Here is a 20,264-nt window from a genome sequence, read left to right on the forward strand (position 1 = left end):
ATGAACAGAACTCTCTATAGCGCATTGTTTTATCTGGGGCTGCCACTGGTAGCGATTCGGCTGTGGCTGCGGGCTCGCAAGGCGCCGGCGTATGCCCGGCGCATTGGCGAGCGTTTCTCTCGGGGGCTGCCGGCGATGGCGCCGGGAGGGATCTGGGTCCATGCCGTTTCGGTGGGCGAGAGCATTGCCGCCGCACCGATGATCCGCGCCTTGCTGCAACGTTATCCACAGTTGCCGATCACGGTCACCTGCATGACCCCGACGGGATCGGAGCGGATCCAGGCGTTGTTCGCCAACGAGCCGCGCATCCAGCACTGCTACCTGCCGTACGACTTGCCGTGCGCGGCCAGGCGTTTTCTCGACCAGGTGCGTCCGTGCCTGGCGGTGATCATGGAAACCGAGTTGTGGCCCAATCACATTCACCAGTGTGCTCGCCGGGGCATTCCCGTGGCGTTGGCGAATGCACGATTGTCGGAGCGTTCAGCCCGAGGCTATGCGCGCTTCCCCGGGCTCACTCGGCCGATGCTCGCCGAGATGAGCCTGTTCGCCGTCCAGACCGAAGCCGAGGCCGAACGTTTCCGGCAACTGGGCGCCCGGACGGAGACCGTCGAGGTCACGGGCTCGATCAAGTTCGACCTGGCCATCGACCCGCAACTGCTGGAAAACGCCGGCGCCTTGCGGCGTCAGTGGCAAGCCATGGAGCGCCCGGTGTGGATCGCTGCCAGTACCCATGAAGGGGAAGATGAGGTGGTGCTCGACGCCCACCGTCGGTTGCTCGACAGTTATCCCGATGCGTTGCTGATCCTAGTGCCGCGTCATCCCGAGCGCTTCGACGCCGTGCACCAGCTCTGTGAAAGCCAGGGCTTCGCCACGGTTCGGCGCTCCAGCGCGCAACCGATCACCGCCCAGGCTTCGGTCTTGCTCGGCGACACCATGGGCGAGCTGCTGTTTCTTTATGCGTTGGCCGACAGCGCGTTTGTCGGTGGCAGCCTGGTGGCCAACGGCGGGCACAACCTGCTTGAGCCGGCGGCGCTGGCGAAGCCGGTGCTCAGCGGGCCGCACCTGTTCAACTTCCTCGACATCGCCGCGCAACTGCGCAGCGCCGGTGCGTTGCAGGAGGTCGAGGATGCCGAGAGCCTGGCCTTGGCGGTGCAACGGCTGTTCGAGCTGCCCCGCGATGCCCAGCGCATGGCCGAGGCGGGATTGAAGGTGATGCGGGCCAACCAGGGTGCGTTGCAGCGGTTGCTGGACGGGTTGGGGCGGTTGATTTCCGACCGGTGATCGTTGCCTTTGTGGCGAGGGGATTTATCCCCGCTGGGGCGCGAAGCGCCCCCTTTCAAGCCATCTGACACACCGAGTTGTCAGGTTTGGGGCTGCTACGCAGCCCAACGGGGATAAATCCCCTCGCCACAGGGGAACCGTTGCCTGTTAAACGGGTGGTTACTGCGCCGGCCGTGAACGCAACTGCTGCGCCGCGGCCTGCGCCAGGTCCGGCGGCAGGAAGTCCTTGTCCGGGTTGTAGTCGGGCTTGAGGTAGCGCGACAGGTCTTGCAGGTCGGCCGGGCTCAAGGTGCCGGCGGCCTGCTTGAGGCGCAGGTTGTCGAGGATGTAGTCGTAGCGGGCGTTGTTGTAGTTGCGCACCGAGGTGTACAGCTGGCGCTGGGCATCCAGCACGTCGACGATGTTGCGCGTCCCCACCTGGTAGCCGATCTCGGTGGCTTCCACCGCGCTCTGGTTGGAAATGATCGACTGGCGCCGCGCCTGGACCTGTTCCACGTCGGTGTTCACCGCGCGATGCAGGTTGCGGGTGTTTTCCACCACCTGGCGGCGCAAGCCTTCGCGCTGCTGCTCGGTCTGGGTGAGTTGTGAGTAGGACTCGCGCACCTGGGAGCTGGTCAAGCCGCCGCTGTAGATCGGAATGTTCAGTTGCAACGCCAGGGTGCGCTGTTCGACGTCACCGCCGTACGGTTGGCCGAACGCGTTCGGGTTGCTGAAGCCCAAGGCATCGTTGTCGCCTTTTTCGTACCTTGCCACGGCGTCCAGGGTCGGTGCGTGGCCGGCCTTGCGCTGGCGCAAGGTGTCTTCGGCCGCGGTGACCGCATAGTTGCTGGCCAGCAGGTTGAGGTTCTGCTTGGCGGCCGTGTCGACCCAGGCCTTGGCATCGTTCGGTGCCGGCGGCAGGATCGGCAGCGTATGGACGATGCCCTGGATCGAGTTGTACTGGCGGTTGGTCAGGGTGATCAACGCCTCGAAGGCATCCTCGACCTGGCGCTGGGCAAGGATCCGGTTGGCGCGCGCAGTGTCGTAGCTGGCCTGGGATTGCAGGACGTCGGTCTTGTCCGACAGGCCCACGTCAAAGCGTTCGTTGGACTGGTCGAGCTGGCGCTTGAAGGCGGCTTCCTCGGCCTTGGTCGAGGCCAGGTTGTCCTGGCTGCGCAGCACGTTGAAATAGCTCTCGGCGCTTTGCAGAATCATGTTCTGCTCGGTGGCCGACAGTTGCAGCGAGGCCTGTTCATTCACCGACTTGGCGGCCTGGAACTGGAACCAGCGATCGGCCCGGAACAGCGGCTGGGACAGCGTGGCCTGATACGAGCGAGCGCTGCGGGTGGCGACGGCGGCCGGCTGGTCGATGTCGGTGCGCACGTTGGCCACTTCGGCGCCACCGGACAGGTTGGGCAGCAACCCGGCACGCGCCTGGGGCACCACTTCCTTCTGGGCGCCATACTGGGCGCGGGCGGCGGCCAGGTCGGCATTGTTGTCCACCGCTTCCTGATACACGCTCACCAGATCGGTTTTGGTGGTCAAGGGCGCTTCGGCAGCCCAGGCCAGTCCATTGGACGCACAAGACACGGCGAGGGCCAGTGAGAGTTTGCGCAGCATGAGGCGATCCCTATTTCACGGATGAGTGCGCACTAAAGAGGCGCGGCGTAGCGAGTGTAGTTGCGCGCACGCACGGCAACAATCCTGTATATGCGCCATTCATCACGGCTTTTGCCCAGGTGATGGCGTTCCGCGGGAGTTGTGTCTAGACTGGCCAGGTTCTTGTCGGGGTGCCTTGCTATGAGGCTGAGATCGAATAATTTCGGATCCCGTTGAACCTGATCAGGTTAACGCCTGCGTAGGGAACAAGATTTCTCGTCACCCGGCGAGTCCTCTTGTGCTTCGTCCGGGATGTGGTTCGATCATCGGCTTTCGATCTTCGAGCACGCTCCGCAGCAAGCACAGCATCCGCACCGTCGTGCGCGATTGCGTCCATTCGCTACAGGTTCGCTCCGACAAAAATCCACTGCCTGGATGTGTGTCTGGAGAGCCCGTGATGACGACAAAATCAAAAAACGCGATCAACCTCAGTGATTCGGCCCAGGTCGATCAGCAATCGGTTCAGCCCTTTACCCGCTCGCAAAAAATCTATGTCCAGGGCAGTCGCCCGGACATCCGCGTGCCCATGCGCGAAATCAGCCTCGACGTGACCCCGACCGACTTCGGCGGTGAGATCAACGCGCCGGTGACCGTGTACGACACCTCGGGCCCCTACACCGACCCGAACGTGATCATCGACGTGCGCAAAGGCCTGGCCGACGTGCGCTCGCCGTGGATCGAGGCCCGTGGTGACACCGAGCGCCTGGCCGGCCTGAGTTCCAACTTCGGCCAGCAACGCCTGGCCGATCCCGAGCTGACCCAACTGCGCTTCGCCCACGTCAACAACCCGCGCCGGGCCAAGCCGGGCGCCAACGTCAGCCAGATGCACTACGCGCGCAAAGGCATCATCACCGCCGAGATGGAATACGTCGCCATCCGCGAGAACATGAAGCTGGAAGTGGCCCGCGCAGCCGGACTGCTGGACCAGCAACACGCCGGCCACAGCTTCGGCGCCAGCGTGCCGAAAGTCATCACCCCGGAATTCGTCCGCGACGAAATCGCCCGTGGTCGCGCGATCATCCCGGCCAACATCAACCACACCGAACTGGAACCGATGATCATCGGCCGCAACTTCCTGGTGAAGATCAACGGCAACATCGGCAACAGCGCGCTGGGTTCGTCCATCGAAGAAGAAGTGGCGAAGCTGACCTGGGGCATCCGCTGGGGCTCGGACACGGTCATGGACCTGTCCACCGGCAAGCACATCCATGAAACCCGCGAGTGGATCATCCGCAACTCGCCGGTGCCGATCGGCACCGTGCCGATCTACCAGGCCCTGGAAAAAGTCGGCGGCGTGGCCGAGGACCTGACCTGGGAGTTGTTCCGCGACACGCTGATCGAACAGGCCGAGCAGGGCGTCGATTACTTCACCATCCACGCCGGCGTGCTGCTGCGCTATGTGCCGATGACCGCCAAGCGCGTCACCGGCATCGTCAGCCGTGGCGGCTCGATCATGGCCAAGTGGTGCCTGGCGCACCACAAGGAAAACTTCCTCTACACCCACTTCGAAGACATCTGCGAAATCATGAAGGCCTACGACGTCAGCTTCTCGCTGGGCGATGGCCTGCGTCCGGGCTCGATCGCCGACGCCAACGACGAAGCGCAGTTCGGTGAGCTGGAAACCCTCGGCGAGCTGACCAAGATCGCTTGGAAACACGATGTGCAATGCATGATCGAAGGCCCGGGTCACGTGCCGATGCAACTGATCAAGGAAAACATGGACAAGCAGCTCGAGTGCTGCGACGAGGCGCCGTTCTACACCCTCGGCCCGCTGACCACCGACATCGCGCCGGGCTACGACCACATCACCTCCGGCATCGGCGCGGCGATGATCGGCTGGTTCGGTTGCGCGATGCTTTGCTACGTGACCCCGAAGGAACACCTGGGCTTGCCGAACAAGGATGACGTGAAGACCGGGATCATCACCTACAAAATCGCTGCTCATGCGGCCGACCTTGCAAAAGGTCACCCCGGCGCGCAGCTCCGCGACAACGCCTTGAGCAAGGCACGCTTCGAGTTCCGCTGGGAAGACCAGTTCAACCTCGGCCTGGACCCGGACACCGCGCGTTCGTACCACGACGAAACCTTGCCGAAGGACTCGGCCAAGGTCGCGCATTTCTGCTCGATGTGCGGGCCGAAGTTCTGTTCGATGAAAATCACCCAGGAAGTGCGCGAGTACGCGGCCAACCAGCGCATCGAGGCGGTGGATGTGGAAGTCGCCCAAGGGATGGCGGAACAGGCCGAGCGGTTCAAGCAGGAAGGCAGTCAGCTTTACAAGAAAGTGTGATGTGAGCTGGAGGCGGTGGTGTCCTTGCCGCCGCCTTCGCGAGCAAGCTCGCTCCCACAGTGGATCACTGGTGCACACAGATTTTTGTGCTTACCCCGATCCCCTGTGGGAGCGAGCTTGCTCGCGAAAGCAATCGCCAGAACAACAAGTATTCATCTGAGATAGCACCTTTGAACATCCAACCCAGCACCTACTCCCCCGACATCGCCGTCCCCCTGGACAAACGCGTCTTCGGCGCCCGCGATCTGTTTTCCCTGTGGTTTTCCCTCGGCATCGGCCTGATGGTCTTGCAGGTCGGGGCCTTGCTGGCGCCGGGCCTGGGCCTGAGTGGTTCGTTGCTGGCGATTTTCCTTGGCACGCTGGCGGGCGTACTGCTGCTTGCGGCGGTTGGGGTGATCGGCAGCGACACCGGCCTGTCGGCCATGGCCGCCCTCAAGCTCAGCCTCGGCAGCAAGGGCGCAAGCGTGCCGGCGCTGTTGAACCTGTTGCAGTTGATCGGCTGGGGGTCGTTCGAAATCATCGTCATGCGCGACGCCGCCAGCCTGCTCGGCGCCCGGGCCTTCAGCGAAGGCAGCCTCGGGGCGAATCCGCTGCTGTGGACCTTGTTCTTCGGTGCCCTGGCAACCTTACTCGCGGTGAGCGGGCCGCTGACGTTCGTGCGCAAGGTCCTGCGCAAGTGGGGCATCTGGCTGTTGCTGGCGGCGTGCACCTGGTTGACCTGGAACCTGTTCGCCAAGGCCGACCTGGCGGCGCTGTGGGCCCGGCCCGGTGACGGCTCGATGCCGCTGGCCGTGGGGTTCGACATTGCGATCGCCATGCCGTTGTCGTGGCTGCCGCTGATCGCCGACTACTCACGCTTCGGCCAACGCGCCCGGAATGTCTTCGGCGGCACCGCCCTGGGCTTCTTCATCGGTAACTTTTGGCTAATGAGCCTGGGCGTCGCCTACACCCTGGCGTTCGCCCCGAGCGGTGAGGTCAATGCGCTGTTGCTGGCGCTGGCGGGTGCCGGATTGGGTATTCCATTGCTGCTGATTCTGCTGGACGAGTCGGAAAACGCCTTCGCCGACATCCATTCGGCGGCGGTGTCCAGCGGCATGTTGTCGGGGCTGAAGGTCGAGCACCTGGCGTTGGCGATTGGTCTGGTCTGTACCCTGATCGCCTGCTTCGCGCCGTTGGCCCAGTATCAGAATTTCCTGTTGCTGATCGGCTCGGTGTTCGCGCCGCTGTTCGGCGTGGTGCTGGTGGACCACTTCATCCTGCGCAAACGCAGCAGCCAGGTGGCATCGGCCGCGTTGCGCTGGCCGGCACTGTTGGCCTGGCTGGGTGGGGTGAGCACGTATCACCTGCTCGCCAATGTCTACCCGGACATCGGTGCGACCCTGCCGTCGCTCATGCTGGCAGGGCTGCTGCAACTGCTGCTGGGCCGGGCGTTCAGCTACGGCCGGGAAACAGCTCGGGCTTGAGGATGCCGTTGAGGCGCGGGTAGGCGATCTTCAGCTCGATGTGGCCCAGGGCGTAGGGCGCGATGGTGCTGGTTTCATACTTGAGGATCACCCCGCCATAGGTCAGGGCGATGTGCGGGGTTTTCTGGAAGGACCACTGTTTCAGGAAGTCCGGTTCCTGATCCAGCTTGGTGCTGATCAACCAGCTGTTGTGGGCGACCTGGGCGGCTTTCCAGAATGCTTCTTCCTGGCCCGGCAGCAGCATGTCTGCCAGGGTCAGCACTTTGTGCTGCTGGCGCGAATAGTTGATGAAGCCGCGTCCCGGCGTGCCGTGGGCGCCGCCGGTGTCCAGGTAGCTGGACAATTCGATGATCACCAAGCCGTCATGCTGCTCACGTACCTTGGCCTGCAAATAACTGCTGGTGCGCGGCGCCGCGGTGCGCAGGAACTGCTCGCGGTAGGCGGCCAGCGTGGGCGCGACCGGGGCGTCCGGGGTGGTGCGGGTCATTTGCAGCAGGCGTTTTTCAATGAGGCTGTCCAAGGCCGGCTCGGCAGGAAAATGCACGGTGTCGATGTTCACCAGCGGGCAGTCGGCGCTGGCGCAGCCCGGCTGCAATTGTTCCGAGGCGTCGCGGGTGGTTTCCAGCGGGGCGCGGTAGTTGGGTTGGAACAGGCTTTGGCAGGCCCCCAGCGTCAGGGCAATGGCGGCCAGCGAGACAATTCTGAAAAGCGACATGGGCGTCCTTCGTGGAACAGGGAAAGGCGAAAAGTTACCCGCTTCGACTGTCAGCAGGGCAATCAGTTCGCCACTAAGCTCATTAGAGTGATTTTGCGCCTGGCCGTCCATCCCGATGACGGGAAAGGGGCTGCATCAAAGGGTACGGGCGCGTTAGGATGGCGCGAAGCCGAGGTTGGAACCTCGTATTGATCACCGCAAACGAGGACAGTCATGACCGATTTCGCCAACACCACCCCGAGCGCCGTGGACATCGTCAAGCGCGAGAACTGCTTCCAGGGTTTCTACAAGCTCGATCGTGTCCGCTTGCGCCATGAGTTGTTCGCCGGTGGCATGAGCCGTGAAATCAGCCGTGAGTTGTTTGTGCGCCATGACGCGGTGTGCGTATTGCCATATGACCCGCTGCGCGATGAAGTGGTGTTGATCGAACAGTTTCGCGTTGGCGCCATGGACAAGGCCGCCAACCCCTGGCTGGTAGAGCTGGTGGCGGGCTTGATCGACAAGGACGAGCAACCGGAAGAAGTTGCTCATCGCGAAGCGCAGGAGGAAGCTGGGCTGGTCTTCGCGGCGTTGTGGCCAATGACCAAGTATTTTCCCTCGCCGGGCGGCAGTGATGAATTCGTGCATCTTTTCCTGGGGCGCTGCGACAGCACAGGGGCCGGCGGCCTGCATGGCCTGGAGGAAGAAGCCGAAGACATCCGCGTGAAAACCTGGGCTTTTGAAGACGCCTTGCAAGCGGTGCGCGACGGGCGTATCTGCAACGCAGCCAGCATCATTGCCCTGCAATGGCTGGCCTTGAACCGCGATGAAGTGAGGGGGCTATGGTCCTGAGCAAGCTGCGCGATCGTTATCGCGTCGACCTGATAGGGCTGCAAGCAGCCTGCGAGGCCAACTACGCCCGCCTGATGCGCCTGTTGCCCGACATGCGCAACGACCCGGCGCCGCGGCGTATCGCGGTGACCCATGGCGACCAGATGCTCGGCGTGCTGGCCCTCGAGGTGCTGCAAACCTGCCCCTACACCACCACGCTGCAGGTGCGCCAGGAGCACAGCCTGCCGTGGCTGCCGGTGCCGCAACTGGAGGTTCAGGTCTATCACGACGCGCGCATGGCCGAAGTCGTGAGCGCCGAGCATGCACGACGCTTTCGTGGCATCTATCCTTACCCCAATGCCTCGATGCACCAGCCGGATGAAAAAGCCCAGTTGAACCTGTTCCTGGGCGAGTGGCTGAGTCATTGCCTGGCGCTGGGTCACGAATTCGAAGTGGTTCGCTAGCGGGTGTCCTGTCTGTGAACCGGTTCCGGTTCGCGGGTTTCCCCTTTCGATCAACCCCAGCATAATTGCCACTTCAGCCAATGGCGTGATCGCGCCTGGGAGCGAGCGATTTGCCGAGCGTATCCACCCTGACCGCCACCGACCCGGTGATGCTGGTCCAACTGTCCGACAGCCACCTGTTCGCCGAGGCTGATGCCTCGTTGCTGGGCATGAACACCCGGGACAGCCTGCGGGCGGTCATCGACCTGGTGCTCGAACAGCAGCCGGAGATAGATCTGCTGCTTGCCACGGGTGACTTGTCTCAGGACGGTACGCTTCAATCCTACGAAGCATTCCGCCAGATGAGCGCGCGGATCGACGCGCCGGCGCGCTGGCTGCCGGGCAATCACGATGAGCCGCAGGTGATGCTCCAGGCGGCGGTCCAGAGCACATTGCTCGATCCGGTGGTGGACGTTGGCAACTGGCGCGTGACGATGCTCGACTCCGCCGTGCCCGGATCGGTGCCGGGGTTTTTAGCCGAAGAGCAACTGATTCTGCTGGCCAATGCCCTGAGTGAGGCGCCACAGCGGCATCATCTGGTGTGCCTGCATCATCATCCGGTTTCGATTGGGTGTGCGTGGATGGAGCCCATCGGGTTGCGTAATCCTGAGGCGCTGTTTGCGGTGTTGGATCGGTTTCCCCAGGTGCGGGCGGTGCTGTGGGGGCATGTGCATCAGGAGATTGATCAGGTGCGCAATGGGGTGCGGTTGTTGGCTTCGCCTTCGACCTGTATTCAGTTTGAGCCTGGTTCTGTGGATTTTGCGGTGGGGGAGCAGGCGCCGGGGTATCGGTGGTTGCGGCTTTTGGCGGATGGGCGGTTGGAGACGGGGGTTGAGCGGGTGGTTGGGTTTGAGTTTGCGGTCGACTATGGGGCCAATGGGTATTGAGTTTTTCTGTGGGAGCGGGCTTGCCCGCGAAGGCGGCCTTGTGATTGGCTTGGGTTTTGTTGATTGAGTACATATCCATTGCTGCGGTAACGGCCACTTAGGGTTCCGCCCTGACGGCGGCTCACTTTTTTTCAAACGCCAAAAAAAGTAAGCAAAAAAGGCTTGCCCCTCCACTCGGTGCCTCGCCTAGGCTCGGCATCCCCTCACTCCGGCATTGCTCCGTGGGCCCGCCGCGAAGGGCCATCCATGGCCCAGCGCGGCTAACCCGGCATCCATGCCGGGTTGCCCACTGCGCAATGCCTGCGTTCGGCCGTCGTGGTTAACGGGGCCTTCAAGATCAAAAGCAAAAAGCAAAAAGCAAAAGCAAAGCAAGGCGGCCTTGTGGCCGGCCTGTTCTTGCGGCTGACCTTGGTTCCCTGTGGGAGCGGGCTTGCCCGCGAAGGCGGCTTTACAGTCGACTTACATCTGTGGGAATGGTCGGACCTCCGCGCAGATTTTTCCGACGAGCTCTGGCGGTTGCCGGGTGGGAAGGGTTATCGCTAACCTTTTCCGGTCGCTGCAATCAGCGACCGGGCCTGGAAAACCCGAAGAGTAAAAGGCGTAACAGCGCACCACGTGAGATACTGCCGTGCTTTATCTGTGCAGTTCTGCGTTATGGCGGCTGTGCGTGGGAGACTTTCGAGTCTGCCGGGTTTTCCTTTTACCTCGGTTTTTCCAGCCCTCGCATAGCTGCCACCTCTCGACTGGAAAACGAGACGTGGCGGTTCCACTTGGTAAAAGGAACCTCACCATGTTCAAAGTTACCCCCAATCCCCCAAAAACCGATCCCACCGCACCCCACACCGGCCTCGACGCCAAAAAACTCGACGAAGCCGCCGAACGCGCCCTCAACTTCTACCTCGCCCCAGAACCCCAGGCCAAAAAGAAACCATCCCCCGGTCAGCTATTCACCGTCGTCGAAAACCTCGATAGCGAAACCCTCCTGGCCAACCTCAGCGAAACCCTGGCCTCGGCCAATGCGATGCTCAGCGACCTGGCCTTCAATCTGGAAGGCCCCAACCGGCATATAGCCTTCGGCGTCCAGCAGATGGTCGAACTGAGTGAGCTGCTGGCAAACCGAGCACTTGATGTCGTCGATCCCCGATAGGCCAGACAACATTTGCTTTTGCTTTTGCTTTTGCTTTTGATCTTGAACGCCCCATTAACCACAAGGGCCGAACGCAGGCGTTGCGTAGTGGGCATCCCGGCATGGATGCCGGGATAGCCGCGCTGGGCCATGGATGGCCCTTCGCGGCGGGCCCACGGAGCAATGCCGGAGTGAGGGCACGCCGAGCCTAGGCGAGGTGCCCAGTGGTGGGGCAAAGCGTTTTTGGTTACTTTTGGCGCTTTTCCAAAAGTGACCCGCCGTAAGGGCGGAACCCTAAGCCGCCGTTACCGCAGCAATGGATATATACCCGGAAATCCAGGTCGACCACGACACAGCCATCGCGAGCAAGCTCGCTCCCACAATTGGATCGGAGTACAGCTGATAGAGATGGGCCGACGATACGGCCAAATCCCCCCAAACCGCCACAAACTCCCTGTAAACTCCGGCCTTTGCCCTCGACACAGGAAGTTGGCATGTCCGCTTCGATCCTCTACATCCACGGCTTCAACAGCGCCCCAGCCTCGACCAAGGCCCGTCAACTCATCGACGTGATGACCCGCCTGGGCCTGGGCGATCAGTTGCAAGTGCCAGCCCTGCACCACCACCCCCGCGAAGCCATGGCCCAATTGGAGCAGGCAATTGCACAACTGGGCCGTCCGCTGCTGGTCGGCAGCTCGCTCGGCGGCTACTATGCGACTCACTTGGCCGAGCGCCACGGCCTCAAGGCATTGCTGATCAATCCGGCCGTCAGCCCCCATCGGATGTTCGATGGCTACCTGGGCACGCAGAAGAATTTGTACACCGATGAAACCTGGGAGTTGACCCACGACCACGTCACGACCCTGGCCGCGTTGGAGGTGCCGGCGCCCCAGGATCCGCAGCGGTATCAGGTATGGTTGCAAACCGGTGATGAAACGCTGGATTATCGCCACGCCCAACAGTATTACCGCGCCTGTGCGTTGCGCATCCAGGCCGGCGGCGACCACGGTTTCCAGGGGTTTGCCCAGCAGCTGCCGGCGCTGCTTGGTTTTGCCGGCATTGGCGCCGATTTGTACCAGGCGATCGACTTCACCTCGCTGTGAACCATCGCCCCTTTTTCATTTGAACACTGACGACGAGACCCCATGGCCACTCCCAGCGCTAGCTCTTATAACGCAGACGCCATCGAAGTCCTCTCGGGCCTCGACCCGGTGCGCAAGCGCCCCGGCATGTACACCGACACCAGTCGGCCGAACCACCTCGCCCAGGAAGTCATCGACAACAGCGTCGACGAAGCCTTGGCCGGGCACGCGAAATCGGTACAGGTCATCCTGCACGCCGACCATTCGCTGGAGGTCAGCGATGATGGCCGCGGCATGCCGGTGGACATCCACCCCGAAGAAGGCGTGTCGGGCGTCGAGCTGATCCTCACCAAGCTCCACGCCGGCGGCAAGTTTTCCAACAAGAACTACCAGTTCTCCGGCGGTCTGCACGGGGTGGGTATTTCCGTGGTCAACGCCTTGTCGACCCAGGTCCGGGTGCGGGTTAAGCGTGACGGTAACGAATACCAGATGACCTTCGCCGATGGCTTCAAGGCCACCGAGCTGGAAGTGGTCGGCAGCGTCGGCAAGCGCAACACCGGGACCAGCGTGTATTTCGCCCCGGACCCGAAGTATTTCGATTCGCCGAAGTTCTCTGTCAGCCGCCTCAAGCACGTGCTCAAGGCCAAGGCCGTATTGTGCCCAGGGTTGTTGGTCAGTTTCGAGGACAAGGCCAGCGGCGAGAAGGTCGAATGGCATTACGAAGACGGCCTGCGCTCTTACCTGGTGGACGCGGTCAACGGTTTCGAACGCCTGCCCGACGAGCCGTTCTGCGGCAGTCTGGCCGGTAACAAGGAAGCCGTGGACTGGGCGCTGCTGTGGCTGCCCGAGGGCGGCGAGAGTGTCCAGGAAAGCTACGTCAACCTGATCCCCACGGCCCAGGGCGGGACCCACGTCAACGGTTTGCGCCAGGGCCTGCTCGACGCCATGCGCGAGTTCTGCGAGTTCCGCAACCTGCTGCCCCGGGGCGTGAAGCTGGCGCCGGAAGACGTGTGGGAGCGCATCGCGTTCGTGCTGTCGATGAAGATGCAGGAACCGCAGTTCTCCGGCCAGACCAAGGAACGCCTGTCGTCTCGCGAAGCGGCGGCGTTTGTTTCCGGTGTGGTCAAGGATGCCTTCAGCCTGTGGCTTAACGCCAACCCGGAAACCGGCCTGGCGCTGGCGGAGTTGGCGATCAGCAACGCCGGTCGTCGCCTCAAGGCCAGCAAGAAGGTCGAGCGCAAGCGCATCACCCAGGGGCCGGCGTTGCCGGGCAAGCTCGCCGACTGCGCCGGGCAGGATCCGATGCGTTCCGAGCTGTTCCTGGTGGAAGGGGACTCCGCCGGCGGTTCGGCCAAGCAGGCGCGGGACAAGGAGTTCCAGGCGATCCTGCCGCTGCGGGGCAAGATCCTCAATACCTGGGAAGTGGACGGCAGCGAAGTGCTGGCCAGCCAGGAAGTGCACAACATCGCCGTGGCCATCGGCGTCGATCCGGGCGCCGAGGACATGAGCCAGTTGCGCTACGGCAAGATCTGCATCCTCGCCGACGCCGACTCCGACGGCCTGCACATCGCCACGCTGCTGTGCGCGCTGTTTGTCCAGCATTTCCGTCCGCTGGTGGACGCCGGGCATGTCTACGTCGCGATGCCGCCGCTGTACCGCATCGACCTGGGCAAGGACATTTATTACGCCCTGGACGAAGCCGAGCGCGACGGCATCCTCGATCGCCTGGTGGCCGAGAAGAAGCGCGGCAAGCCACAGGTCACCCGATTCAAGGGCCTGGGTGAGATGAACCCGCCGCAACTGCGCGAAACCACCATGGACCCGAACACCCGTCGCCTGGTGCAACTGACCCTGGATGATTTCGCGGCCACGACGGAAATCATGGACATGCTGCTGGCGAAGAAACGCGCTGGCGATCGCAAGTCCTGGCTCGAATCCAAGGGCGACCTGGCCGAGGTGCTGGCCTGATGCGCAGCGGTTTCGCCCTGGCGTTGTTGCTGTGGGCGGGGGCTGTGGTCGCAGAACCGGCACCGGAATTGAAGTTGCTGTCCGAGCACGCCGTCGAAGGCATGCGCGGCGGCAACCTGTCCGGGTTGGCCCTGTGTGGCAATGAAATGTGGACGGTGTCCGATCGCGACGATGACCGCATTTATCGCCTGGACACCTCCGATGGGAAGGTCTGGCAGGCCCAGGCGTTGACCATCGACGTGCCTGAGGTGCCCGACAACGGTTTGCCCTGGGGCTTGCGTTCGCGAACCTGGGCTGCATCGTTCCTGCGCGGTGGCGCGCTGGATTTCGAAGGCATCAGTTGCGACAGCGCCGGCAATCGCTACGTGGTCAGCGAGGCCTACGCGGCGGTATTGCAAGTGCCGCCGACCGGCGAGGCGTCCTGGTTGAAAATCGCCCCGACAATGATTCGCCAGGCCCGGGCCAGCGGCATGTTGTTGCATTTCAATGCGCTGTTCGAAGGTCTGGCGGTGAGCCCGGCCGGCGATCAGCTATGGCTGGCGGCCGAGCGTGAACGTCGTGGCCTGTTGCTGATCAAGCGCCAGCAAACGGTGTGGGATTGCGATGACAACTGCGTGTTGTTGAGCGAAGCGGGACTGGAGATGCAGCCGGCGCAGTTCCCCAAGGCCCGCCCGGTTTCCCGGGATTTCGCAGATATTTCATTGTTCAATGGCAAGCTGTTTACCCTGGAGCGCAACGCCTTCCAGGTCTGCCGGCGTGATCCGCAGAGCGCCAGGGTGGAGCGTTGCTGGTCGTTCGCCGCCGAGGCCTTGCAGGACAATCGCCGCTATTCTCAGGACTACGGTCTGGCCGAAGCGCTCGTGGTGGATGCCGAGGGCGCCTGGATCGGCCTGGACAACAACGACGGGCCACGGGCCGACGGCGAAGAGCGTCCGATTGTCTGGCGCTTTGCGGCGCCAGACGGCGGCTGGGATGCCGCGCCATGAGCCAACAGGCGCCGGGCAAGCGCGCCGGTCGGGTGTTGATGATCCTGGCCTGGTGCGCGGCCCTGTTCCTGGCGACACGCTTCTTTGCCCAGGTAGAGCAGCGTCAGCAGAACCCCAACACCCAGGTGTATTCGCAACGGGGCGAAGGGTTTATCGAAGTGAAGCTGGTGGGCAATACCCAGGGGCATTTCGTCGCCAGCGGCCATATCAACGGCCAGCCGGTGGATTTCATGCTCGACACCGGTGCCACGGATGTGGCGATTCCAGTGGAGTTGGCCGAGCGCCTCAAGCTGGAAAAAGGTTTCGGCGTGACGTTGAGTACCGCCAACGGTTTGAGCGAGGGCTATCGCACCCGCATCGACCGGCTGCAATTGGGTGACATCGTCTTGCGCGATGTCCGTGCCCTGGTGGCGCCAGGCCTGGGTGGCACGCAGGTGCTGCTGGGCATGAGCGCCCTGAACAAACTTGAATTTACCCAGCGCGACGGCACCATGCTGCTGCGCCAGACAACGAACTGATGAGGCCCGCATGAGCGACATTCTTGCAGACAGCTTAGACGGCGTAGAGCGCCGGTCGCTGGCTGACTTCACCGAAAATGCCTACCTCAATTACTCCATGTACGTGATCATGGACCGCGCCTTGCCGCACATCGGCGACGGCCTGAAGCCGGTCCAGCGGCGGATCGTCTATGCCATGAGTGAGCTGGGGCTGGACGCCGATTCCAAACACAAGAAGTCGGCGCGCACCGTCGGCGACGTGCTCGGCAAGTTCCACCCCCACGGCGACTCGGCCTGCTATGAAGCCATGGTGCTGATGGCCCAGCCGTTCAGCTACCGCTACACCCTGGTGGACGGCCAGGGCAACTGGGGGGCGCCGGACGATCCCAAGTCTTTCGCGGCCATGCGCTACACCGAGGCGCGGCTGTCGCGCTATTCCGAAGTGCTGCTCAGCGAACTGGGCCAGGGCACCGCGGACTGGGGGCCGAACTTCGACGGTACCCTCGATGAACCCCTGGTGTTGCCGGCCCGTTTGCCGAATATTCTCCTCAATGGCACCACCGGCATCGCCGTCGGCATGGCCACCGATGTGCCGCCGCACAACCTGCGGGAAGTCGCCACGGCATGCGTGCGCCTGCTGGACGAGCCCAAAGCCACGGTGGAGCAGCTCTGCGAGCACATCCAGGGTCCGGATTATCCGACCGAAGCGGAAATCATCACGCCGCGCGCCGACCTGTTGAAGATCTACGAGACCGGTCGCGGTTCGGTGCGCATGCGCGCCGTGTACCACATCGAGGACGGCGACATCATCGTCACCGCGCTGCCGCACCAGGTCTCCGGAGCCAAGGTGCTGGAGCAGATTGCCGCGATGATGCAGGCAAAACCGTCGAAAGCGCCGCAAGTGGCCGACCTGCGCGATGAATCCGACCACGAGAATCCTTGCCGCATCGTGATCATCCCGATCAACAGCCGGGTCGATCATGAGGCGCTGATGCAGCACCTGTTCGCCAGCACCGACCTGGAGACCAGCTACCGGGTCAACATCAACATCATTGGCCTGGACGGCAAGCCGCAGCTCAAGAACCTGCGGGCGTTGCTGGTGGAATGGCTGGAATTCCGGGTCAAGACCGTGCGTCGACGCCTGCAATTTCGCCTGGACAAGGTCGAGCGTCGCCTGCACCTGTTGGACGGCTTGCTGATCGCGTACCTCAACCTGGACGAAGTGATCCACATCATTCGCACCGAGGAACACCCGAAGGCCAGCTTGATCGCTCGCTTCGATCTGAGCGAAATCCAGGCCGACTACATCCTCGACACCCGCTTGCGGCAGTTGGCGCGGCTGGAAGAGATGAAACTGCGGGCCGAGCAGGACGAACTGCTCAAGGAACAAGCCAAGCTGCAAGCCCTGTTGGGCAGCGAAGCCAAGCTCAAGAAGCTGGTGCGCGCCGAATTGCTCAAGGACGCCGAGACCTACGGCGACGACCGCCGCTCGCCGATCGTCGAGCGCGCCGAAGCCAAAGCATTGACGGAGCACGACCTGCTGCCGAACGAGAAAGTGACCGTAGTGCTGTCGGAAAAAGGCTGGGTGCGCTCTGCCAAGGGGCATGACATCGATGCCACGGGGCTTTCCTATAAGGCCGGGGACGGTTTCAAGGCCTTGGCGGCCGGGCGGTCCAACCAGTTCGCGGTGTTTGTCGACTCCACCGGGCGCAGTTACTCGGTGCCGGCCCATACCCTGCCATCGGCGCGTGGCCAGGGCGAGCCGCTGACCGGTCGATTGACGCCCCCGCCGGGTGCAACTTTTGAATGCGTGCTGATGCCTGATGATGACGGGCTGTACGTGATTGCCTCGGACGCCGGGTACGGCTTCGTGGTCAAGGGCGAGGATCTGCAAGCCAAGAACAAGGCGGGCAAGGCGTTGTTGAGCCTGCCGAACAACGCCAAGGTCATCGCGCCCCGCCCCGTGGCCGATCGCGAGAACAACTGGTTGGCGTCGGTGACCACCGAGGGCCGACTGCTGGTCTTCAAAATCAGCGACCTGCCACAATTAGGTAAAGGCAAAGGCAATAAGATCATCGGGATTTCCGGCGAACGGGTGGCGAGCCGTGAGGAATATGTCACGGATATTGCAGTGTTGCCTGAGGGCGCCACGCTTGTGCTGCAGGCTGGAAAGCGTACGCTCTCGCTCAAGGCGGATGATCTTGAGCATTACAAGGGTGAACGCGGTCGGCGCGGCAACAAGCTTCCGAGAGGGTTTCAGCGGGTCGATGCACTGCTCGTCGAAAACTTGAATTAGGCGTACTAGAGGGCTCGGTCTGCGATTAAAAGGCGCAGACCGACGCTTTGGCGCTGGAGTCGGAACGCATATTCACGGATGATAGGCCCTTTCAAGCGCCGGCGTGGCCGAGCGTTCTTCATAATGACCGAGTATTTTTTCACTGTGGCAGGCCTTGTGGCCGCCACCTGGATGGAACGATGACTGCTCTGCGCCTTCCTATTTTATGGCTCGCCGGCCTGCTTGGCCTGGCGGGTTGCAGCGTCCATCAGCCGGTGTCGCTGTATCAACTCGACAGCGGGACGCCCGCCCAGCCTGCGCAAAGCACAGGCATGGCGGTATTGCTGGGGCCGGTATTGATCGCCGATTACCTGCAACGCGAAACCCTGTTGCAACGCCAGCCAGACGGCAGCCTGCAGGCTGCCACGGACGGCCGCTGGGCCGGTAGCCTGTCTTCGGACATCGACCAATTGCTGCTGCGCCAGGTCGCCGGGCAACTGGACAGCCAGCGCGTGGTGCTGGCGCCGGCCACCCAGGGTTTCACCCCGGATGTTCAGGTGCTGCTGTCGATCACCCGCCTGGACTCGGGCAAGAGCCAGCCGGCGGTGCTCGATGCCCAGTGGCGGTTGATCGACCGTCGGGGCAAGGTTCGCGAGAACCGTATCGTGCATCTGCAAGAGCAACACGCCGGGACCACCGCGGCACAAGTCCAGGCCCAAGGTGTGCTGCTGCAACGCCTGGCCGAGCAGTTGTCCGTGTCCCTCAAGCCGTTGGCCAACCAGCCTCCGATCGTCGATACGCCGCGTAAAACCGCACCGACCCAGGCCAAGCCCGCTGCGCCGGAAAAATCGCCGAAGATCCCGATGGCCCTGCCGATTCGCACGGACATGGAAGTGTTCAGGTTCTGATGGCTGGATAGCCGTGAAGCAAAGCCCGCGTTGATGCGGGCTTTGTTGTTTCTGGGGGAGGGTGCTTCCGCGCTTGTGCTGGCCCCTTCGCGGGCAAGCCCGCTCCCACAAGGTCCTTCATGACCACAGAACCTGATCCTGCCGAGGATTAAATGTGGGAGCGGGCTTGCCCGCGAAGAGGCCGGCGCGGCCCAAAAAAAAGCCCGCAGACAATCACTCATCTGCGGGCTTCGTCATTCCAAGCGGCCGGGGTTAGGCCTGGCGCTCGTGCATCCGCGCCAGTTGCCGCTCCAGCAGCGACGGGTAAGGCTCCATCAGCCGTTCCACGCAGCATGCGCCTTCAGGGCTGGCGATGGGGCGGATACGGGCGCGTTGGCGGATCAGCGCGTCGTCGTTGATCTTGCGCTCCACCAGCAGCAGGTTGCGGCTGTGTTGCGACAGCGCCAGGGCGTCCTGCGCGGTTTCGGTCAGCAGCAGGTCGATCTGGCTGAGGCCGAACAGGCCGTCACCCAGGGTCAGGCCCAATTGCAGTTGCAGGGTGATACCGCTGTCCGCGACCTCGATCTGCAACTGGTGGCCCAGCGCCCGCAGCAACTCACCGCAGCAGATGGCGTTGGTCAGGTAGTCGTCACCACTGTCCTCGGTGTGGAACAGCATCAACGTGCTGCCGTCGTTCAAGGTGTGCAGTTCGCCCTGGTAGAGCGAGGCGGCCTGGTCGAGGCAGTCACGGTAGCGTTCGAGCAACTCCTTCAGGCGTGCCTGGGGCAGGCGTCGCAGTTGATCCTGGGCGCCCAGTTGCACGGCCAGTACCGCGCTGTGCTGGGGCAGGTTCGAGACGACGGGCTTGACGAGCGGCTTCGCTTCGCCGCCGATCGAATCGTCACGCAGGTCGGTGAAGGCGTCGTCGTCTTCATCGTCTTCGACCGTGCGCACCACATGGCGGGGCGCCGGCCTGGCGGCGGGCATCGGCGGGCTCTCGTCGAAGCCGGGATCGCGCAGGTTACGCACTTCGAAGCCCGGCTCGGCCTCGTCTTCGTCGACGTAGTCGAGCGCTTCGGGCTCGGGCACGGGGGCCGGTTCCGGAGCGAAGCTGGCGTGCAGTTGCCGGGCCAGGTCGCCGATTTCGTCCTGGCGCTGGGTGGCCGGGGTGTGTTCGTCGATGTCCCGCAGCCAGACGCGCAATTGCAACAGCGGCGTGGAGATGTGCCGGCCCAGGCGCAGGCTCAAGGCCAGGGCCAGGGCCAGCAGTATCGCGCTGAGGATGCCCATGCTTTGCAGGCTGATGGTCATCGGTTGCTGGAACTGGTCCATGTCCAGGCTGATGCGCAGTTGCCCGGCCGTCACGTCCTGGAAGGTGATCTTGCTCTGGTACATGCCGCCGGACTCGCCCAAAAGGCCAGGCTTGGGCCGCTGGCCGGCCTCGGCGAGGATGCGGTTGTCGACGCTGTAGATGGCCGCGTGGGCCACCAGCTTGTTCTTGGTCAGGTTGTTGAGCAGCACGTTGAGGCTGAGGATGTCGTTGGACACCAGCAGCTCGGTGGCGGACGTGGCGGTCTGGGTGGTCAGGCTCTCACCCAGGGCATCGGCCTGCTCGTGCATCGCCTGCTTGAACTGCAAGCCCATCACGCAGGCATAGATGACCAGGGCCAGGGCGACCAGGATCACGTTATGGCTGGCAATGCGCAATGCAATCGGCACGCGACGGTGGCGCAGTGCACGGAAGATCAGCAGGAAGAAATTGTCGGTTTTGACTGGCGTGGGCCGGTTCACTGAGCTCGGCTCTTTGTCCGTGAAATTGACGCGCAGTATAGCGACAGCCCCATGACCGGCAAAGCACT

Annotated in this window: 16 protein-coding genes and 1 riboswitch; of the genes, 13 read left to right on the forward strand and 3 right to left on the reverse strand. The window is 63.0% G+C overall.

The features are described 5' to 3' along the window. A complete protein-coding gene (gene waaA, locus V5F23_RS02540) occupies positions 1 to 1,281 on the forward strand; it encodes a lipid IV(A) 3-deoxy-D-manno-octulosonic acid transferase (RefSeq protein ID WP_042731419.1) in 1,281 nt (426 codons plus the stop codon). Between the two features lie 159 nt (positions 1,282 to 1,440). Here waaA and V5F23_RS02545 read toward each other — a convergent pair whose 3' ends face one another. After that, the gene (locus V5F23_RS02545) at positions 1,441 to 2,880 is read right to left on the reverse strand and encodes a TolC family outer membrane protein (RefSeq protein WP_047736072.1); all 1,440 of its coding nucleotides are present in this window, start codon (positions 2,878 to 2,880) and stop codon (positions 1,441 to 1,443) included. 156 nt (positions 2,881 to 3,036) lie between these two features. Then, positions 3,037 to 3,142: riboswitch (TPP riboswitch) on the forward strand. 174 nt (positions 3,143 to 3,316) lie between these two features. Between V5F23_RS02545 and thiC the strand changes: the two genes are divergently transcribed. After that, complete coding sequence (gene thiC, locus V5F23_RS02550; protein ID WP_338497487.1) at positions 3,317 to 5,206, forward strand: phosphomethylpyrimidine synthase ThiC; 1,890 nt, start codon at positions 3,317 to 3,319, stop codon at positions 5,204 to 5,206. Positions 5,207 to 5,376: 170 nt separating this feature from the next. After that, complete coding sequence (gene cytX / locus V5F23_RS02555; protein WP_042731422.1) at positions 5,377 to 6,669, forward strand: putative hydroxymethylpyrimidine transporter CytX; 1,293 nt, start codon at positions 5,377 to 5,379, stop codon at positions 6,667 to 6,669. On the opposite strand, the gene V5F23_RS02560 is transcribed toward cytX, so the two are convergent. Further along, positions 6,638 to 7,384: a DUF3298 domain-containing protein gene (locus V5F23_RS02560; protein WP_212803319.1), complete on the reverse strand. Its 747-nt coding sequence runs from the start codon at positions 7,382 to 7,384 to the stop codon at positions 6,638 to 6,640. The genes cytX and V5F23_RS02560 overlap by 32 nt on opposite strands. Before the next feature lie 213 nt (positions 7,385 to 7,597). Between V5F23_RS02560 and V5F23_RS02565 the strand changes: the two genes are divergently transcribed. The 10 genes from V5F23_RS02565 to V5F23_RS02610 all read left to right on the forward strand — a co-directional run bounded on the left by V5F23_RS02565 (position 7,598) and on the right by V5F23_RS02610 (position 18,426). Continuing rightward, positions 7,598 to 8,215 (forward strand): NUDIX domain-containing protein, encoded by a 618-nt coding sequence (locus tag V5F23_RS02565; protein WP_042731424.1) that lies wholly within the window; start codon positions 7,598 to 7,600, stop codon positions 8,213 to 8,215. After that, on the forward strand, positions 8,206 to 8,658 hold the full coding sequence (locus V5F23_RS02570) for a DUF1249 domain-containing protein (RefSeq protein WP_338497490.1): 453 nt from the start codon (positions 8,206 to 8,208) through the stop codon (positions 8,656 to 8,658). The genes V5F23_RS02565 and V5F23_RS02570 overlap by 10 nt, the downstream gene beginning before the upstream one ends. A gap of 110 nt (positions 8,659 to 8,768) precedes the next feature. Further along, positions 8,769 to 9,584, forward strand: a complete 816-nt coding sequence (cpdA, locus tag V5F23_RS02575) for a 3',5'-cyclic-AMP phosphodiesterase (protein ID WP_338497492.1) — start codon at positions 8,769 to 8,771, stop codon at positions 9,582 to 9,584. Positions 9,585 to 10,374: 790 nt separating this feature from the next. Beyond that, positions 10,375 to 10,731: a DUF6124 family protein gene (locus V5F23_RS02580; RefSeq protein WP_042732741.1), complete on the forward strand. Its 357-nt coding sequence runs from the start codon at positions 10,375 to 10,377 to the stop codon at positions 10,729 to 10,731. A 473-nt stretch (positions 10,732 to 11,204) separates the two neighbouring features. Next, complete coding sequence (locus V5F23_RS02585) at positions 11,205 to 11,813, forward strand: YqiA/YcfP family alpha/beta fold hydrolase (RefSeq protein ID WP_042732742.1); 609 nt, start codon at positions 11,205 to 11,207, stop codon at positions 11,811 to 11,813. A 42-nt stretch (positions 11,814 to 11,855) separates the two neighbouring features. Continuing rightward, entirely contained in the window at positions 11,856 to 13,760 is a 1,905-nt protein-coding gene (gene parE / locus V5F23_RS02590; protein ID WP_047736068.1) for a DNA topoisomerase IV subunit B, read from the forward strand. Further along, positions 13,760 to 14,746, forward strand: coding sequence for an esterase-like activity of phytase family protein (locus V5F23_RS02595; protein ID WP_042730542.1), 987 nt, complete (start codon positions 13,760 to 13,762; stop codon positions 14,744 to 14,746). The genes parE and V5F23_RS02595 overlap by 1 nt, the downstream gene beginning before the upstream one ends. Further along, on the forward strand, positions 14,743 to 15,264 hold the full coding sequence (locus tag V5F23_RS02600; RefSeq protein ID WP_047736066.1) for a TIGR02281 family clan AA aspartic protease: 522 nt from the start codon (positions 14,743 to 14,745) through the stop codon (positions 15,262 to 15,264). The genes V5F23_RS02595 and V5F23_RS02600 overlap by 4 nt, the downstream gene beginning before the upstream one ends. 10 nt (positions 15,265 to 15,274) lie before the next feature. After that, a complete protein-coding gene (gene parC, locus V5F23_RS02605; RefSeq protein WP_042730540.1) occupies positions 15,275 to 17,539 on the forward strand; it encodes a DNA topoisomerase IV subunit A in 2,265 nt (754 codons plus the stop codon). Between the two features lie 179 nt (positions 17,540 to 17,718). Beyond that, positions 17,719 to 18,426 carry a PqiC family protein gene (locus V5F23_RS02610; protein WP_042730539.1) on the forward strand — a complete coding sequence of 236 codons (708 nt, stop codon included), beginning with the start codon at positions 17,719 to 17,721 and terminating at the stop codon, positions 18,424 to 18,426. 252 nt (positions 18,427 to 18,678) lie between these two features. Here V5F23_RS02610 and V5F23_RS02615 read toward each other — a convergent pair whose 3' ends face one another. After that, the gene (locus V5F23_RS02615; RefSeq protein ID WP_042730538.1) at positions 18,679 to 20,196 is read right to left on the reverse strand and encodes an AhpA/YtjB family protein; all 1,518 of its coding nucleotides are present in this window, start codon (positions 20,194 to 20,196) and stop codon (positions 18,679 to 18,681) included. Between the last annotated feature and the right edge of the window lie 68 nt (positions 20,197 to 20,264).

It is taken from the genome of Pseudomonas sp. WP18 (genome assembly GCF_036689585.1).
GTDB lineage: Bacteria > Pseudomonadota > Gammaproteobacteria > Pseudomonadales > Pseudomonadaceae > Aquipseudomonas > Aquipseudomonas chlororaphis_E.

What these genes read in the sequence shown, in the direction of transcription:
- waaA (WP_042731419.1), top strand. Translation starts at nt 1, where the DNA reads ATGAACAGAACTCTCTATAGCGCATTGTTTTATCTGGGGCTGCCACTG.
- V5F23_RS02545 (WP_047736072.1), bottom strand. Translation starts at nt 2,880, where the DNA reads ATGCTGCGCAAACTCTCACTGGCCCTCGCCGTGTCTTGTGCGTCCAAT.
- thiC (WP_338497487.1), top strand. Translation starts at nt 3,317, where the DNA reads ATGACGACAAAATCAAAAAACGCGATCAACCTCAGTGATTCGGCCCAG.
- V5F23_RS02560 (WP_212803319.1), bottom strand. Translation starts at nt 7,384, where the DNA reads ATGTCGCTTTTCAGAATTGTCTCGCTGGCCGCCATTGCCCTGACGCTG.
- V5F23_RS02565 (WP_042731424.1), top strand. Translation starts at nt 7,598, where the DNA reads ATGACCGATTTCGCCAACACCACCCCGAGCGCCGTGGACATCGTCAAG.
- V5F23_RS02570 (WP_338497490.1), top strand. Translation starts at nt 8,206, where the DNA reads ATGGTCCTGAGCAAGCTGCGCGATCGTTATCGCGTCGACCTGATAGGG.
- V5F23_RS02580 (WP_042732741.1), top strand. Translation starts at nt 10,375, where the DNA reads ATGTTCAAAGTTACCCCCAATCCCCCAAAAACCGATCCCACCGCACCC.
- V5F23_RS02585 (WP_042732742.1), top strand. Translation starts at nt 11,205, where the DNA reads ATGTCCGCTTCGATCCTCTACATCCACGGCTTCAACAGCGCCCCAGCC.
- parE (WP_047736068.1), top strand. Translation starts at nt 11,856, where the DNA reads ATGGCCACTCCCAGCGCTAGCTCTTATAACGCAGACGCCATCGAAGTC.
- V5F23_RS02595 (WP_042730542.1), top strand. Translation starts at nt 13,760, where the DNA reads ATGCGCAGCGGTTTCGCCCTGGCGTTGTTGCTGTGGGCGGGGGCTGTG.
- V5F23_RS02600 (WP_047736066.1), top strand. Translation starts at nt 14,743, where the DNA reads ATGAGCCAACAGGCGCCGGGCAAGCGCGCCGGTCGGGTGTTGATGATC.
- parC (WP_042730540.1), top strand. Translation starts at nt 15,275, where the DNA reads ATGAGCGACATTCTTGCAGACAGCTTAGACGGCGTAGAGCGCCGGTCG.
- V5F23_RS02610 (WP_042730539.1), top strand. Translation starts at nt 17,719, where the DNA reads ATGACTGCTCTGCGCCTTCCTATTTTATGGCTCGCCGGCCTGCTTGGC.